This window comes from Microbacterium sp. P5_E9 (assembly GCF_054049175.1).
On record NZ_JBFUMV010000005.1, the window covers coordinates 104,068 to 120,001 of the forward strand.

The window sequence follows — 15,934 nt, forward strand, 5'->3', positions numbered from 1 at the left end:
TGCCCTAGAGTCTTCCGCGGAGGTCACCGATGAGCACAGCGCCCGCACCAACCACAGAGCCCACCGAGCCGACCGAGCCGAAGAACGGCTTGGATCGGTTCTTCGAGATCACCCGCCGGGGTTCGACGGTCGGCGCCGAGGTCCGCGGTGGCCTCGTGACGTTCGTGACGATGGCCTACATCGTCATCCTGAACCCGATCATTCTGTCGGGCGGGACGGATGTCGCGGGCAACAGCCTCGCCTTCCCCGCGGTCGCCGCCGTCACGGCGCTGACGGCCGGCGTGATGACGGTGCTGTTCGGCCTCGTCACCCGCCTGCCCTTCGCGTTCGCCGCGGGACTGGGGATCAATTCGTTCCTCGCGTTCTCCGTCGTCGGTGACGTGACCTGGCCCGAGGCGATGGGGCTCGTCGTCATCAACGGGCTCATCATCGTCATCCTCGCCGCCACCGGGCTGCGCCGCATGATCTTCACCGCTGTGCCGATCCAGCTGAAGCTCGCGATCACGGTCGGCATCGGCCTGTTCATCGCGTTCATCGGCTTCGTCGATGCAGGCTTCGTAACCTCGACGGGCCAGGCATCACCGCCCGTCGGACTCGGGGTCGCCGGCTCGGTCGCGACCGTGCCGACGCTCATCTTCGTCATCACGCTCCTGCTCACCGGCGTCCTGGTGGCGCGCAAGGTCAAGGGCGGCATCCTGATCGGCCTCGTCACCGGCACGGTCATCGCCGTCATCGTCGAGGCGATCTGGCACCTGGGCGGAAAGRCACCCGACGGCAGCAACCCCGGCGGATGGGGACTGAGCGTGCCCGAGCTGCCCTCGTCGCTCGTGGAGATGCCCGACCTGTCGCTGATCGGCCAGGTCTCGTTCGGCTCGTTCGAACGAATCGGCGTGCTCGCCGCGCTGATGCTCGTGTTCACGCTGGTGTTCACGAACTTCTTCGACGCGATGGGCACCATGACGGGCCTCTCCAAGGAGGCCGGACTGGCGGACGAGAAGGGCGACTTCCCCCGCATCAAGTCCGCGCTCATCGTCGAGGGCGTCGGCGCGGTCGCGGGCGGCTACGCCTCGGCCTCGTCGAACACGGTCTTCATCGAGTCCGGCGCCGGCATCGGCGAGGGCGCCCGCACGGGTCTCGCGAACGTCGTGACCGGCCTGCTGTTCCTCGTCGCGATGTTCTTCACGCCGCTCGTGTATGTCGTCCCCTCCGAGGTGGCCGCCGCGGCGCTCGTGATCGTCGGTGCGCTGATGATGTCGCAGATCCGGTTCATCGACTTCACGGAGTTCTCGGTGCTGCTGCCCGTCTTCCTCGCGATCACCGTGATGCCGCTGACCTACTCGATCGCCAACGGCATCGGCGCGGGCTTCATCTCCTGGGTGATCATCCGGTCGCTGTCGGGCAAGGCCAAGGAGATCAGCCCGCTGCTGTGGATCGTCGCGGCGGGCTTCCTGATCTACTTCGCCCGCGGTCCCGTCGAGACGCTGCTCGCCGGCTGACGCACGGACGAGAGACGGGATGCCGCGGCCGCGGCATCCCGTCTTCTCATTCCTCGATCGGCTCCAGCAGGAACACCGCGATGAGGCGATCGGTCTTGGACTGGTAGCTGTCGTAGTCGGGCCACACCGCGGTGGCGCGCACCCACCACTCCGCACGCTCATCGCCGGACAGCTCGCGCGCGAAGTAGTCGCGCTTGACCGCGCCGTCCTGCAGTTCGACGTGCGCGTTCTTGCGGACGTTCCAGTACCAGGCCGGCGGGTCGGGATGACCGCCCTTCGACGCGACGACGAGGTAGCGCCCCTCATGCTCGACGCGCATGAGGGCGGTCTTGCGCAGCCCGCCGCTCTTCGCGCCGACGCTCGTCAGCACGATGATCGGCACACCGCGGAGCAGGTTCGCCTCCGCGCCTTCGGTTGCTTCGAACTTCTCGGCCTGTTTGCGTGCCCAGTCGGACGTGGACGGTTTGTACTCTCCGGTCAGCGGCATGATTTCACCCTAACGTGGGGCCGAACGACCGAGCCGATACGCTGAACGCTCCGTAACGTCCCGCCGATTCGTCGTCGCATCAGAGGAGCCCGCATGCCGAACATCAGGGTCGAACTACTGCCTGGCCGGTCGGTCGAGCAGCGCCGGCGCTTCGCCGAGGAGGTCACGCGCTCCGCCGTCGAGGTGCTCGGCGCCCGGCAGCAGGACGTCCGGATCATGTTCGAGGAGGTCGCCGCCGACTTCGTCGCGAACGGCGGCGTCCTCGCGAGCGAAGACGCGTCGCGCAGCGCGGTGACCGAGCGCTGGGGCTGACTTCCTCGAGCCGACATTCGAAAAGCGGACGCCGCAGCCGAAGCTGCGGCATCCGCCTTTGAAAATCGGTCCCTGAGCCTGTCGAAGGGCTACAGTGCCGCGATGATCTCGCGCATGAGAGCGGCGGTCTCGGACGGCGTCTTGCCGACCTTGACGCCGGCGGCCTCGAGGGCTTCCTTCTTGGCCTGAGCGGTGCCTGCGGAGCCAGAGACGATCGCGCCGGCGTGGCCCATCGTCTTGCCCTCGGGGGCGGTGAAGCCCGCGACGTAGCCGACGACCGGCTTGGTGACGTTGGCCTTGATGAAGTCCGCTGCCCGCTCCTCTGCGTCGCCGCCGATCTCGCCGATCATGACGATCGCCTTGGTCTCGGGGTCGGCCTCGAACGCGGCGAGCGCGTCGATGTGCGTCGTGCCGATGATCGGGTCGCCGCCGATGCCGATGGCCGTCGAGAAGCCGATCTCGCGCAGCTCGTACATCATCTGGTACGTCAGGGTGCCGGACTTCGAGACCAGGCCGATCGGGCCCTTGCCGGTGATGTTCGCCGGCGTGATGCCGACGAGCGACTCGCCCGGGGTGATGATGCCGGGGCAGTTCGGCCCGATGATGCGGGTCGTGTTGCCCTTCGACTGCGCGTAGGCCCAGGCATCGGCCGTGTCGCCGATCGGCACGCCCTCGGTGATCACGACGAGCAGCGGGATCTCGGCGTCGATGGCCTCGATCATCGCGTTCTTCGTGAAGGCCGGGGGCACGAACGCGATCGAGACGTCCGCGCCGGTCGCGGCGATGGCCTCGGCCACGGACGCGAACACGGGCAGTTCGACGGCGGAGCCCGCGGCATCCGTGTGCAGCACCGTGGTGCCCGCCTTGCGGGCGTTCACGCCGCCGACGACCTGGGTGCCGGCCTTGAGCATCAGCGCGGTGTGCTTGGTGCCTTCGCCGCCGGTGATGCCCTGGACGATGACCTTGGAGTCCTTATTGAGGAAGATCGACATGTCTGCTTTGGTCCTTACGCGTTCGCGAGCTCGGCGGCCTTGTCGGCGCCTTCGTCCATGGTTTCGGCGAGGGTGACGAGCGGGTGGTTCGCGTCGCGGAGGATCGCGCGCCCCTCCTCGACCTTGTTGCCGTCGAGCCGCACGAMGAGCGGCTTGGTCGCGGTCGCGCCCAGCTCGGCGAGGGCACCCACGATGCCCTTGGCGACGGCGTCGCACGCCGTGATGCCGCCGAAGACGTTGACGAACACGCTCTTGACCTGCGGGTCGCCGAGGATGACGTCCAGGCCCGCGGCCATGACCTCAGCCGAGGCGCCGCCGCCGATGTCGAGGAAGTTCGCCGGCTTGACGCCGCCGTGGTTCTCGCCCGCGTAGGCGACGACGTCGAGCGTCGACATCACGAGACCCGCGCCGTTGCCGATGACTCCGACCTCGCCGTCGAGCTTGACGTAGTTGAGGTCGTTCTGCTTGGCCTTGGCCTCGAGCGGGTCCGCGGCATCCTTGTCTTCGAGCAGCGCGTGGCCGGCGTGACGGAACTCCGCGTTCTCGTCGAGCGACACCTTGCCGTCGAGGGCGATGATCTCGCCATCCTCCGAGAGGATCAGCGGGTTGACCTCGACGAGCGTCGCGTCCTCGCCGGTGTAGACGGCGTAGAGCTTGACGAAGACGTCGGCGACCTTGGGCGCGAGCTCGTCGTCGAAGCCGCCGGCCTTGGCGATCTCGAGGGCCTTGGCCTGGTCGATGCCGGTAAGCGGGTCGACCTGGATGCGCGCGAGCGCCTCCGGCTTCTCGACCGCGAGCTGCTCGATCTCCATGCCGCCCTCGACCGAGCAGAGGCTCAGGTAGGAGCGGTTCGCACGGTCCAGCAGCACCGAGAAGTAGAACTCCTTGGCGATGCGCGCGCCGCCGGCGACCATGACGCGCTTGACGATGTGGCCCTTGATGTCGAGGCCGAAGATGGCCTTCGCCGCCTCGTAGGCCTCATCGGGGGTCTTGGCCACCTTCACGCCGCCGGCTTTGCCGCGGCCTCCGGCCTTGACCTGCGCCTTGACGACGACGACGCCGCCCAGCTTCTCGGCGGCCGCCCTCACCTCTTCCGGCGTGTCCGCGACGATGCCGGGGAGCACCGGCACCTCGTACTTCTCGAAAAGGTCTCGTGCCTGGTACTCGTACAGATCCACGTGTGCATTCCTCCGCTGGGGCGAACGTGAGGGGGTGACGAGGGCCTGACGCCCTCAGGGAAGGCCAAAGTTGTCTCGATATCGAGAGAGATCGACCGATTTACCAGCCTACTACCGTCGATCAGGGGCTCTGTCCGCCCACTGGCGCCGGGCCGGGCCCGCATTAGGCTCACGGCATGAGCGACACCGCCCCCGCCACCGAACCCCGCCGCGCAGTCGTGGCCGCGGCTCTCGAGCTGTTCGCGACACAGGGGTTCGAGGCGACATCCGTCGAGCAGATCGCCCAGGCCGCGGGCATCTCGCGCTCGACGTTCTTCCGGCAGTTCGGCGGCAAGGACGACGTCGTCTTCGCCGATCACGAGCTGCTGCTGGCCGAGCTGCGCACGCAGCTGTCGCGGCCCCATGACAACCCATGGGTGGCCGTGTGCGAGGCATCCGTCTGGGTGTACCGGCAGTTCACGGCGGATCCCGAGCTCGCCCGACGCCGCTACGCGGTGGTGCGCGAGGTGCCGGTGCTGCGCGAGCGCGAGATCGTCACGGTGTTCCGCTACGAGCGACTGTTCGACGACTATCTGCGCGGCGCTCTGCCCGGACTCGATCCGCTCGACGCGGTGGGCTTCGCCGCCCTCGTGACCGCCGTGCACAACCACGTGCTGCGCCAGCTGCTGCGCGGCACCAAACGCGTGCCCGTCTCGGTGCTGCGTCACGCCCTCGACGATGTGCTGCGCCGGTTCGGCGTGCACCCCGACGGCGACGCGGCTGCCGAAGACGACCTCGTCGTGGCCGTCTTTCCGCGACGGATGCCGGCGGCCGAGGTCACTCGTCGCCTCAGCGAGCAGCTCGGCTGAGCGCAGGATCTCGCGTGCAGATCATCGGTGCCGTCCTGGAGCGGACGGACGCCCCCACGCCGTTCGCCGCGTCTCGACCGTTCACGGTCGGCGCGCTCGAGCTGGATCCACCCTCGGCGGGTGAGCTGCTCGTGCGCATCGAGGCGGCGGGCGTCTGCCACTCCGACCTCAGCGTCGTCGACGGCAGCCGCCTGCGCCCGACGCCCATGCTCCTCGGTCATGAGGCCGCGGGCATCGTGGAGCGGGTCGGCGACGGCGTGACGGATGTCGCACCCGGCGATCGGGTCGTCATGACCTTCCTCCCCCGCTGCGGGCGCTGCGCGGGCTGCCGCACCGACGGCCGGCTGCCGTGCGAGGTCGGGACCGCCGCCAACACCGCGGGCACCMTGGTGGGCGGTGGCATCCGTCTGCATCGGACGGATGCCGCGGGCTCCGGTCAGGACGTGCACCATCACCTCGGCGTGAGCGCCTTCGCGTCGCACGCGGTCGTCAGCCGCACGTCGGTCGTGCCGGTCGCCGCGGACGTGCCGCCCGAGATCGCCGCGCTGCTCGGCTGCGCTGTGCTGACCGGCGGCGGAGCCGTCATCAACGCCGGCCGCCCCGACCCCGGAGCGCGGGTCATCGTGGTGGGCCTCGGCGGCGTCGGGATGGCGGCGCTGCTGGTCGCGGTGGCGCTCGGTCACGAGGTCATCGGCGTCGACGCCGTCCCCGCGAAGCTCGAGCTCGCGCGGCAACTCGGTGCGGCAGACGCCTTCGAGCCTGCGGGGGCGGCTGAGCGCGGCATCCGTGCTCCCGTCGTGATCGAGGCGGCGGGATCGGCGCGCGCCTTCGAGACGGCGCTCGACCTCACGGCGCCCGGTGKCACGACCGTCACGGTCGGGCTGCCCGCGCCGGACGCGCGTGCCAGCGTGTCGCCCCTCCGGCTGACCGCCGAGGCACGCACCGTCGTCGGCAGCTACCTGGGGTCGGCGGTGCCGAGTCGCGACATCCCGCGCTACGTCGACCTGTGGCGCGCCGGCCGCCTGCCGCTGGAGCGACTGGTCTCATCGCGGATCCCGCTCCAGCGCATCGACGAGGCCATGGACCGGCTCGCCGCCGGCGGCGAGCTGCGCCAGCTCATCACGTTCTGAGGAGAGCCCTGTGCCCGACTACCCCGTGCGCGTCCCGTTCGGCACCCGCTGGAACGACAACGACCAGTACGGCCACCTCAACAACGCCGTCTACTACGAGGCGATGGACACCGCCGTCAACACCTGGATGATCCGACACGCGGGTCTCGACCCGCTCGGCGACGCCCCGATCGCCCTGTGCGTGGCCTCCTCGTGCGAGTTCCGGGTGTCGGCGGCCTTCCCCGAGCCGCTCGAAGTGGGCATCGGGATCGAGCGCCTCGGAACGACAAGTGTGACGTGGGCCCTCAGCATCCTGCGCTCCGGTGAGAGCGAGCCGATCGCGATCGGTCGGTTCGTACACGTGTTCGTGGATGCCGCGGACCGGCGCCCCACGCCGGTGCCGCACTCGATCCGCTCGGCGATCGAAGAGCAGCTCGTCGCCTAGGGCCTACTGCAGGCAGAACTCGTTGCCGTCCGGATCGCGCAGCTGGTAGTAGAGCTCCGGCCACGGACCCCAGTCTTGGTCGACGAGGCGCACGACCTCGGCGCCGAGCGCCACGAGTCGATCCTTCTCCGCCTCGAGCTCTGCGCGGGTCGGGCGGCGCCCTGGGGTGGCCTGGATATCGAGGTGCAGCCGGTTGCGGCCCTCCTTCGGCTCCGTCGCGTGGTGGAAGAACAGCCGCGGGCCGACGCCCTCCGGGTCTTCGGCGAGACCGCGATGCGCCAGGTCCTCCTCGGTCAGGCCGGACGCGAGGAGTTCGCTCTTCAGCGGCTCCTCCCAGTCCGCGAGCGGGTAGCCGAACACTCCGGCCCAGAAGCGCGCGAGGGCTTGTGGATCGTCCGCGTAGAAGGTGATGTTGCCGAGCTTCGATGCCATGGGTTCGCTCCTCTCCTCGGCGGCGCCGCCGTGCGGAGTCGCCGTGACCCTCACGATAGGTGGCGCCTCCGACAGGCTCCGGGGCCCGCCGCTGGCCGTTCCCGCCGAGACCACTCACTTCGCGCCAGACCACACAGTTCGACGCGCCGAAGTCGGTGGACTGGCGCGGAATCGGTGGATTCGGCATCCTCCCGCGGCCCCGGCCTGCGGCGGGCAGTCGGCGCCTCGGAGCATACCGACCATCCGGTATGCTCCGAGACACGAGCCCGAGGATGGGTGAGGGAGAGGCGTGTCGACGATGACCGACGTCCCAGGACTCGATGTGGCCGGCCTCACCGCCTGGCTCGCCGACGCCCACCCCGATCTCGCCGACGCGCCGCTTCGGGCGAGCGTCATCGCGGGCGGCCGGAGCAATCTCACCTACGCGGTGGATGGCGCTGGCGTCCCGCTCGTGTTGCGACGCCCCCCGCTCGGGCACGTGCTCTCGACCGCCCACGACATGCGCCGCGAGCACCGCGTGATCTCGGCGCTCGCGCAGAGCCCGGTCCCGGTGCCGCACGCGATCGACCTCGTCGATGACACGGCGGAGCGTCGGGTGACCGGCACCGTGTTCTTCCTGATGGAGCGCGCCCCGGGTGAGGTGCTCGCGCATCCCGCGCAGAACGCGGCCTTCACGTCGGGCGGCCTGCGCGCCCTCAGCATCGAGCTCGTCGGGCACCTCGCCGACCTGCACGCGGTCGATCCCGCCGCGGTCGGTCTGGCGGATTTCGGCCGCCCGGTCGGGTACCTGGCTCGCCAGCTCTCCACCTGGCGTCGGCAACTGGAGGCGTCGCGCTCGCGCGCGACGCCGCTGCTCGACGAATTGCAAGACGGCCTGGGAGCAGACGTGCCCGACTCGGGGCGCGCCGGAATCGTGCACGGGGACTTCCGCCTCGACAACGCGCTCGTCGTCGGCGCGGCCGACCAGCCGCACATCTCGGCAATCCTGGACTGGGAGATGGCGACCCTGGGCGACCCCTTCGTCGACCTCGGCATCTTCGCGCTGTACTGGGACATCGCGGACATCCCCGGGGGTGCCGCCGCTGTCACGAGCGCCGTCGATCCTGCTGCCGGGTACCCGTCCTTCGATGAACTGGTCGAGGTCTATGCGCAGCGCGCCGACATCGGCATCCCGGATCTCCGCTGGTACCGCGCGTTCGCTGCGTACAAGCTGGCCGTGATCCTCGAGGGGATCCACTTCCGCTATCAGGCCGGCGACACCGTCGGCGAAGGCTTCGATCGGATGGGCGGGCTCGTCGAGCCGCTCGCCCGGAAAGGACTCGAGGTGCGCTGATGGACTTCGCCCCCGACGATCGCGCCCGCGAAATCACCGAACGTGCCCGTACATTCCTCGACGAGCATGTACTGCCTGCAGAGCCGGTGCTGGACGCTCAGCTCGCCGGCTCTCCCGCGGACTGGGACGTGCGGCCGATCGTGCGCGACCTGCAGGCAAAGGCGCGCGCACAGGGCCTCTGGAACCTCTTCCTGCCCGGTGAGCATGGCGCGGGACTCACGAACCTGCAGTACGCACCGGTCGCCGAGGTCACCGGATGGAGTCCCCGGCTGGCCCCGGCATCCTTCAACTGCGCAGCTCCCGACACCGGAAACATGGAGGTGCTCAGCGACTTCGGCACACCCGAGCAGAAGGAGCAGTGGCTCGCTCCTCTGCTGCGCGCCGATATCCGCTCCTCGTTCTGCATGACCGAGCCCGACACCGCCTCATCCGACGCGACCAACATCGGCACCCGCATCCGTCGCGACGGCGACGACTTCATCGTGTCGGGCCGCAAGTGGTGGTCGACGGGCGCGATGAATCCGGATGCCGCGATCTTCATCGTCATGGGCAAGACCGATCCGGAGGCCGAGCGGCACCGGCAGCAGTCGATGATCCTCGTGCCGCGCGACACCCCGGGCGTGCGGATCGTCCGTCCGCTGAGCGTCTTCGGCTATGACGACCGCGACCACGGCGGCCATGCCGAGATCGCGTTCGATGATGTGCGGGTGCCCGCGGCGAACCTCATCGGCGCCGAGGGCTCCGGCTTCGMGATCGCGCAGGSCCGSCTCGGKCCGGGGCGCATCCACCACTGCATGCGCGCCCTCGGCATGGGCGAGCGCGCGCTGGCGCTCGTGCGCGCGCGGGCGAACGAGCGGCACGCCTTCGGCCGGTCGCTGGCTGAGCAGGGCGTCATCCGCGAGTGGGCTGCGGAGTCCCGCATCCAGCTCGAGGCGCTGCGCCTGCTGGTCCTCAAGACCGCGTGGCTCATGGACACCGTCGGCAACCGCATGGCGATGACCGAGATCCAGGCGATCAAGATCGCGGTCCCCCGCGCCGTGCAGACGATCATCGACCGCGCGATCCAGGTGCACGGCGCCGCCGGGGTGTCGTCCGACACCCCGCTGGCCGAGCTGTACGCGGGGATCCGGTCGCTGCGCATCGCGGACGGCCCCGACGAGGTGCACCTCTCGAGCCTCGGCCGCGCCGAGCTGCGCCGCTGACTCCCGGCTGCGAGTTCGCCAGCTGAGGAGATTCGCAGTTCCGAGGACGATTCCGCGCCGACGATCCTCAGTACTGCGAATCTCCTCGCCTGGGCGAGTCGAATGGGACGGATGCCGCGGCCCGGCCGGGCCGCTGGCTACCGGTGCGGGATGCCGGAGATCATGCCGCCGTCGACCACGAACTCCGCGCCGCTGGTGAACGCGGAGGCATCCGAGGCGAGGAACACGATAGTCCCGGCGACGTCGCCGGGGAGCCCGGGGCGACCGAGGGGGATGTCGAGGTGCGCGGGGTCGATGCGGGTCGTCATGTCGGTGAGGATCAGGCCCGGATGCACGGAGTTCACCCGGATGCCGCTCGGCCGGAGCTCCACGGCGAGCCCCTGGGTCAGCCCGCGGACCCCGAACTTCGCCGCGGTGTAGCCGTGCAGCCCAGGACTGCCGCGCATTCCCTCGACCGAAGAGATGTTGATGATCGAGCCGCGGCCCTGCGCCTTCATCTGCGGCACCACCGCACGGCAGCCGAGGAAGACCCCGGTGAGGTTGACCGCGATCACGGCGTTCCACTTCTGCAGCGTGAAGTGCTCGATGGGCGCCGCGTTGGCGATTCCGGCGTTGTTCACCAGCACGTCGACGGCCCCGAAGGCGGCGACGGATGCCTGGACCGCGGCATCCCATTCCCCCTCGTCGGTGACATCGAGGTGCACGAACATGGCGCTCCCCCAACTCGGCGGCGAGCGCCGCGCCTGCGTCGTCGAGCAGATCCGCGATGACCACGCGTGCGCCGGCCCCGTGCAGCGCGCGGACGTACGCCTCGCCGAGCCCACGAGCGCCCCCCGGTCACGAGCGCCACCCGGCCGCCCAGATCCGTCACGTCGCCACCTCGATCACGACGCGGCCCACGGTGCCGCCCGCCGCCAGAGCGGTCAGCGCCGCCGGCGCCTCCTCGAACGGCACGACGCGATCGACGACCGGCCGCACGACCTCCTCGTCGGCGAGCCGCGTGAGTTCCGCCCTGGCCACGTCGACGAGATCGGGCCGCACGCCGGGGTACATGCCCCAGTGCAGCCCGAGCACCGAATAGTTCTTGACCAGTACATGCCCGGCGGCGAGGGACTGGATCGTCCCGCCGGCGAAGCCCACCACGACGATCCGCCCCTCGAACGCGATGCACCGCGTGGAGGCCTCGAACGCCGCGCCGCCGACCGGGTCGAAGACGACGTCGGCCCCGCGGCCGCCCGTCGCGGCCTTCACCGACCCGACGATGTCGTCGACGCCCCGCACGATCACCACTGAAGCCCCGGCATCCGTCACCGCCTGCGCTTTCGCTGCGGATCCGACGACGCCGATCACCCGCGCCCCGGCCGCGGCGCCGAGCTGCACCGCGGCGAGGCCGACACCGCCGGCGGCGGCGTGCACGAGCAGCCACTCCCCCGGCTGGATCGCCGCCCGCCGATGGAGTCCGAACCACGCGGTCTGGTACGCGACGGTGAGTCCGGATGCCTCGGCATCGGTGAGCGACGGCGGAGCCGCCCAGACATCCGAAGCCGGCACGGCGGCATACTCCGCCAGCAGCCCGATCTTCGAGGCGAGCACGCGATCGCCCACCGCGAACCCGGTGACCGCGGAGCCGAGCGCCGCGACACGAGCAGCGCACTCGACGCCGGGCACGAACGGCAGTTCCGGGCGCACCTGGTACTGCCCGCGCGCGAGCAGCACGTCGGGGAAGTTCGCCGCCACAGCGACCACCCGCAGCAGCACCTCGTCCGGCCCGGGGGCCGGCACCGGCACCTCGTCGAGCGACAGCGCGTCGGCGGGCTCGCCCAGCGTGGTCACACGCCAGGCACGCATCGCCGAGGGGATGGCCGCGGCGTGAAGCTCAGGCATCCGTCCTCCTGATTCCGGTGATGAACAGGTCGGTGAGCTGCTCGGCGACGACCGCCGCGCTCTCAGGACCTGCGGGGTCGTACCAATGCGACAGATAGTGGATATCGCTGAAGAAGTGGGCGATCAGCACGGCGTGCGGGATGTCGGTGCGGTAGCGGCCCTCGTCCTGCCCGCGGCGCACGAGGCCCGCGAAGGCGTCGTGGTACTCGCGCCGCCGCCGGATCACTTCCTGCTGCCGGGGTGCGGTCAGCATGTGCTGACTGCCGAAGAACACGGTGCCCTCGGGGAGGAACTCGATCGAGGTCTCCACCACGTCGATGCACACTGCGCGCAGCACGTCGTCGACCGGGCCGCCGCGGGCGATGATCTCGTCGAGGTGCGACTTCTGCAGCGACAGCATGCGCTCGTAGATCGCGAAGAGCAGATCGTCCTTCGACTCGAAGTAGTGGTACATCGCGCCCTTGGTGACGCCCGCGGCCTCGACGATCTGCTGCACGCTGGTGTTCGCGTAGCCCTGCGCAGCGAACAGCCGCACGGCCGCGCGGGTCACGTCGTCGGCGACGCTCGTCTCCTTCACTGCGCGCCTCAGGCGATCAGGCGCAGGCTCGCGCCGCCGTCGATCACGATCGTCTGGCCGGTGATCCAGTCGGCGTCCTCCGACAGCAGGAAGGCCACAGGGCCGGCGACATCCGCGGTCTCGCCCAGCCGGCCGAGCGGGTAGCCGGCGGACACCTCGGCTTCGCGTCCTTCGTAAAGGGCGCGCGCGAACGCGGTCTTGATGACGGCGGGGGCGACCGCATTGACCCGGATGCCGGGCGACAGCTCCTGCGCGAGCTGAATGGTGAGGTTCATGATCGCCGCCTTCGACACCCCGTAGAACGCGATGCCCGGGGCGGCGCTGACGGCGCTGATCGACGACAGGTTCACGATGGAGCGACTCAGACCCGCGGCGACGGCATCCCTCGTCCACTCCAGGGTGCCCAGCACGTTGACCGCGAGGATCTTCTGCGCGACGGCGAGGTCGATTTCGAGCAGCGGACCGTACGCCGGATTGATGCCCGCGTTGTTCACAAGGTGGTCGAGCCGCCCGTGGCGTTCGGCCACGTGCGCGAACACTGCGGCGCGGTGTTCGGGGTCGTCGGCTTTGCCGGCGACGGCCGAGGCCTGCGGGCCGAGGGTGGCGAGCGCCTCGTCGAGCGAGTCCTGGCGGCGCCCTGTGATGACGACGGAGGCGCCTTCGTCGGTGAGCCGCTGGGCGATGGCGAAGCCGATTCCACGGCTGCCGCCGGTGATGACCGCGACCCGGTCTGCGAACCTCTGCACCTGCACTCCTTCGTGTGGCAACACTGTCCGGTAGACCGGCACATACCGGCCAGTCGGTTTGCCCACCGTACCACCCGGTGCCGATCCACAGACCCTGACCGAATGCCGCGACTGCCGCTCATCCGGCGCCACCCCTCCGGGGCGGCGGTAGTGTCAGCCCATGGATGCCGCTCAGGCCACGAAGACCACTGCCCCTTGGTTCACCCAGGACGGCGCGGCCGTCGCTGCGGCGCTCCAGACCGACCCGGTCAGGGGGCTCAGCGCCGGTGAGGCTGAGCGCCGGCTCGCCGAGCATGGTCCCAACTCCATCGCCGCCGAGCCTCAGCCGTCGGTCTGGCAGGTGGCGTTCCAGCAGCTCATCGACCCCATGAATGTGATGCTCGTGGCGGTCGCGATCATCAGCCTGTTCATCAACCAGGTCAGCGTCGGAATCCTCGTCGGCGTCCTCGTCATTCTGAATGTCTTCATGGGCACGCGGCAGGAGCTCAAGGCGAAGGCATCCGTCGACGCGCTCGCGAAGATGCAGATCCCGACGGCCAAGGTGATCCGCGACGGGTCGCTCCTTCAGCTCGAATCCACGAGCCTGGTGCCCGGCGACCTCGTCGCGGTGGAGGCAGGCGACATCGTGCCCGCGGACGGGCGCATCGTGCGATCCGCCACCCTCGAGACCCAGGAGGCTGCCCTCACGGGCGAGAGTGCGCCGATTCCGAAGGATGCCGCGACCCTGCCGAACCCCGAGACGACTCTGGGCGATCGCGCGAACATGGTGTTCCAGAACACCCAGGTCACCCGTGGCACGGCGACCGTCGTCGTCACCGACACCGGCATGGGCACCCAGATGGGCCAGATCGCGTCGATGCTGTCGGCCGTGAAGCCGAGCAAGTCGCCCCTGCAGCGGGAGCTCGACGCGCTGACCGGCGTGCTCGGGTGGATCGCGTGGGGCGCTGTGGCGGTCATCGTCGTCACCGGCCTGCTGCGCGGGCAGGACATCGCCGCGGTCGTGCTGCTCGGCATCTCGATGGCGATCTCGGCGATCCCCACCGGCATGCCCTCGTTCGTGCAGGCGATGCTGTCGTTCGGCTCTCGCCAGCTGGCCGAGCACAACGCGGTCGTCAAGAACCTCACCGATGTCGAGACCCTCGGAGCCACGAGCGCGATCAACTCCGACAAGACCGGCACTCTCACGATGAACGAGATGATGGTCGAGTCGCTCTACCTCGCGGGCGACTGGTTCACCGTCGCCGGCAGCGGCTACCAGAAGTCGGGCGATATTCGTGGGGTGGCGGGACAGCCGAACCCCGACTTCACCCAGCTCGCGATGGGGCTGACCCTGTGCAGCGACGCGACAGTCTCCGACGATGGTGAGGTGATTGGAGACCCGACCGAGGCGGCGCTGATCGTGCTTGCCGCCAAGATGGGCGCCGACGCCGAGCTCACCCGGGCGCGGTATCCCCGCGCGGCGGAGGTGCCGTTCGACTCGGCCTACAAGTTCATGGCCACGCTGCACCACGCGCCGCGTGACGCCGGCGAGCAGCTGGTGATGCTCGTCAAAGGCGGGCCGGATGTCGTGCTCGAGCGCTGCTCGACGGTCGCGACGGCGGACGGCCCGGCATCCATCGAGAAGGCGCGCGACACGGTCCTGGAGGCGAACCGCACGCTCTCGGAGCAGGGCCTTCGCGTGCTCGCGTTCGCCGTGCGCCGGTTCGCCCCCGGCACGCCGGTGCCCGCCGATCCGATGACCGAGGTGAAGGACCTCGAGCTGGTCGGGCTCGTCGGCATCATCGACCCGCTCCGGCCGTCATCGAAGGAGGCCGTGCGCATCGCGCACCTGGCCGGCATCGAGGTGCGCATGATCACGGGCGACCACGCGATCACGGCCGCCGCCATCGGCGCCAAGCTGGGCCTCGGCCCTGGTGCTGCCAGCGGCGCCGACATCCAGGCGATGACCGACGACGAGCTCAAGGCGGCGCTGCCGAACCTGCACGTCTTCGGGCGGGTCACCCCCGAAGACAAGCTGCGGCTCGCGCGCCTGATGCAGGAGAACGGCGACGTCGTCGCGATGACCGGCGATGCCGTCAACGACGCCGCCGCCCTCAAGCAGGCCGACATCGGCGTCGCGATGGGTTCGGGCAGCGAGGTCACCAAGCAGGCCGGCAAGATGATCCTGGTCGACGACAACTTCGGCACCCTGGTGACCGCCGTCCAGCTCGGCCGGGCGATCTACGACAAGATCGTCAGCTACGTCCGCTACCAGATGTCGCAGCTGTTCTCACTCGTGCTGCTGTTCCTGGTGGCGAGCCTCTTCAACATCAACCACGGCGTGCCGCTGCAGCCGATCATGATCCTGTTCCTCAACTTCTTCGTCGCGATCTTCCCGGTCATCGTGATCCTCCAAGACCCGGTGCCGGACGGCATCATGCTGAAGCCGCCGCGCGACCCGAAGAAGACCATCGCCAACGGCGGTGCCGTCACGCTCTGGTTCATCTACGGCGGGCTGCTGTTCCTGATGACGCTGATTCCGCTGCTGCTCTACCCCGACCAGCTCAGCCCGACCGAGCCGAACGTGCCCGTCACGATGACCTTCGTCGTCGCCGCGTTCGGCGCCGTCCTCGGCGGGCTCGCGATGCGCCGCGACCCCGAGCCCGGCCTCACTGCGCCCATCCTCACGGCGGTAAAGTGGCTGTCCATTCCGCTGGCGCTCACCGTCGCTGCGGTCGAGCTGCCCTTCCTGCAGCGCCTGATCCTCACGACCGGGCTGAGCGGCGACCAATGGCTCATCTGCATCGGCCTCGCGCTTGTCGTGCCGATCTTCGTCGAGGTGGAGAAGTGGATCCGTCGCACGCGCATCGCGAAGCGAGGCGGAGCGGCACGGTCCTGACCGCGCGGGCGAGGT

16 protein-coding genes are annotated in these 15,934 nt (G+C 69.7%); 8 read left to right on the forward strand and 8 right to left on the reverse strand.

The genetic code is table 11. The features are described from left to right. Positions 1-29: 29 nt before the first annotated feature. Positions 30-1,496: an NCS2 family permease gene (locus tag ACXJ3V_RS09605; RefSeq protein ID WP_457100069.1), complete on the forward strand. Its 1,467-nt coding sequence runs from the start codon at positions 30-32 to the stop codon at positions 1,494-1,496. Between the two features lie 46 nt (positions 1,497-1,542). On the opposite strand, the gene ACXJ3V_RS09610 is transcribed toward ACXJ3V_RS09605, so the two are convergent. Beyond that, complete coding sequence (locus ACXJ3V_RS09610; protein ID WP_457100070.1) at positions 1,543-1,983, reverse strand: nitroreductase family deazaflavin-dependent oxidoreductase; 441 nt, start codon at positions 1,981-1,983, stop codon at positions 1,543-1,545. 93 nt (positions 1,984-2,076) lie between these two features. On the opposite strand from ACXJ3V_RS09610, the gene ACXJ3V_RS09615 reads away from it, so the two are divergent. Continuing rightward, positions 2,077-2,295 (forward strand): tautomerase family protein, encoded by a 219-nt coding sequence (locus ACXJ3V_RS09615; protein ID WP_457100071.1) that lies wholly within the window; start codon positions 2,077-2,079, stop codon positions 2,293-2,295. Between the two features lie 89 nt (positions 2,296-2,384). Here the strand turns inward: ACXJ3V_RS09615 and sucD are convergent, their stop codons facing one another. Continuing rightward, complete coding sequence (sucD, locus tag ACXJ3V_RS09620; protein WP_457100072.1) at positions 2,385-3,287, reverse strand: succinate--CoA ligase subunit alpha; 903 nt, start codon at positions 3,285-3,287, stop codon at positions 2,385-2,387. 14 nt (positions 3,288-3,301) lie between these two features. Beyond that, a complete protein-coding gene (gene sucC / locus ACXJ3V_RS09625) occupies positions 3,302-4,465 on the reverse strand; it encodes an ADP-forming succinate--CoA ligase subunit beta (RefSeq protein ID WP_457100073.1) in 1,164 nt (387 codons plus the stop codon). A 176-nt stretch (positions 4,466-4,641) separates the two neighbouring features. Here sucC and ACXJ3V_RS09630 point away from each other — a divergent pair, with 176 nt between their 5' ends. The 3 genes from ACXJ3V_RS09630 to ACXJ3V_RS09640 are packed head-to-tail and all read left to right on the forward strand — an operon-like array spanning position 4,642 to position 6,867. After that, positions 4,642-5,313 carry a TetR/AcrR family transcriptional regulator gene (locus ACXJ3V_RS09630; protein ID WP_457100074.1) on the forward strand — a complete coding sequence of 224 codons (672 nt, stop codon included), beginning with the start codon at positions 4,642-4,644 and terminating at the stop codon, positions 5,311-5,313. 14 nt (positions 5,314-5,327) lie between these two features. Further along, positions 5,328-6,443 (forward strand): alcohol dehydrogenase catalytic domain-containing protein, encoded by a 1,116-nt coding sequence (locus tag ACXJ3V_RS09635; RefSeq protein WP_457100075.1) that lies wholly within the window; start codon positions 5,328-5,330, stop codon positions 6,441-6,443. Positions 6,444-6,453: 10 nt separating this feature from the next. Next, entirely contained in the window at positions 6,454-6,867 is a 414-nt protein-coding gene (locus ACXJ3V_RS09640; protein WP_457100076.1) for an acyl-CoA thioesterase, read from the forward strand. Between the two features lie 3 nt (positions 6,868-6,870). Here ACXJ3V_RS09640 and ACXJ3V_RS09645 read toward each other — a convergent pair whose 3' ends face one another. Next, a complete protein-coding gene (locus ACXJ3V_RS09645) occupies positions 6,871-7,299 on the reverse strand; it encodes a VOC family protein (protein WP_457100077.1) in 429 nt (142 codons plus the stop codon). A 298-nt stretch (positions 7,300-7,597) separates the two neighbouring features. Between ACXJ3V_RS09645 and ACXJ3V_RS09650 the strand changes: the two genes are divergently transcribed. Together ACXJ3V_RS09650 and ACXJ3V_RS09655 are read left to right on the forward strand one after the other, a co-directional pair. After that, positions 7,598-8,632, forward strand: a complete 1,035-nt coding sequence (locus ACXJ3V_RS09650; protein ID WP_457100078.1) for a phosphotransferase family protein — start codon at positions 7,598-7,600, stop codon at positions 8,630-8,632. Next, on the forward strand, positions 8,632-9,834 hold the full coding sequence (locus tag ACXJ3V_RS09655; RefSeq protein ID WP_457100079.1) for an acyl-CoA dehydrogenase family protein: 1,203 nt from the start codon (positions 8,632-8,634) through the stop codon (positions 9,832-9,834). Before ACXJ3V_RS09650 ends, ACXJ3V_RS09655 begins: the two co-directional genes overlap by 1 nt. Positions 9,835-9,971: 137 nt before the next feature. Here ACXJ3V_RS09655 and ACXJ3V_RS09660 read toward each other — a convergent pair whose 3' ends face one another. From ACXJ3V_RS09660 to ACXJ3V_RS09675, 4 genes are all read right to left on the reverse strand, one after another. After that, a complete protein-coding gene (locus tag ACXJ3V_RS09660) occupies positions 9,972-10,544 on the reverse strand; it encodes an SDR family NAD(P)-dependent oxidoreductase (RefSeq protein ID WP_457100080.1) in 573 nt (190 codons plus the stop codon). A 157-nt stretch (positions 10,545-10,701) separates the two neighbouring features. Next, positions 10,702-11,718, reverse strand: coding sequence for an NADPH:quinone oxidoreductase family protein (locus tag ACXJ3V_RS09665; RefSeq protein WP_457100081.1), 1,017 nt, complete (start codon positions 11,716-11,718; stop codon positions 10,702-10,704). Continuing rightward, positions 11,711-12,295, reverse strand: a complete 585-nt coding sequence (locus ACXJ3V_RS09670) for a TetR/AcrR family transcriptional regulator (protein ID WP_457100082.1) — start codon at positions 12,293-12,295, stop codon at positions 11,711-11,713. Before ACXJ3V_RS09670 ends, ACXJ3V_RS09665 begins: the two co-directional genes overlap by 8 nt. 8 nt (positions 12,296-12,303) lie before the next feature. Continuing rightward, entirely contained in the window at positions 12,304-13,041 is a 738-nt protein-coding gene (locus ACXJ3V_RS09675) for an SDR family oxidoreductase (RefSeq protein ID WP_457100083.1), read from the reverse strand. 160 nt (positions 13,042-13,201) lie between these two features. On the opposite strand from ACXJ3V_RS09675, the gene ACXJ3V_RS09680 reads away from it, so the two are divergent. Beyond that, positions 13,202-15,919 carry a cation-translocating P-type ATPase gene (locus tag ACXJ3V_RS09680; RefSeq protein WP_457100084.1) on the forward strand — a complete coding sequence of 906 codons (2,718 nt, stop codon included), beginning with the start codon at positions 13,202-13,204 and terminating at the stop codon, positions 15,917-15,919. Positions 15,920-15,934 lie beyond the last annotated feature (15 nt).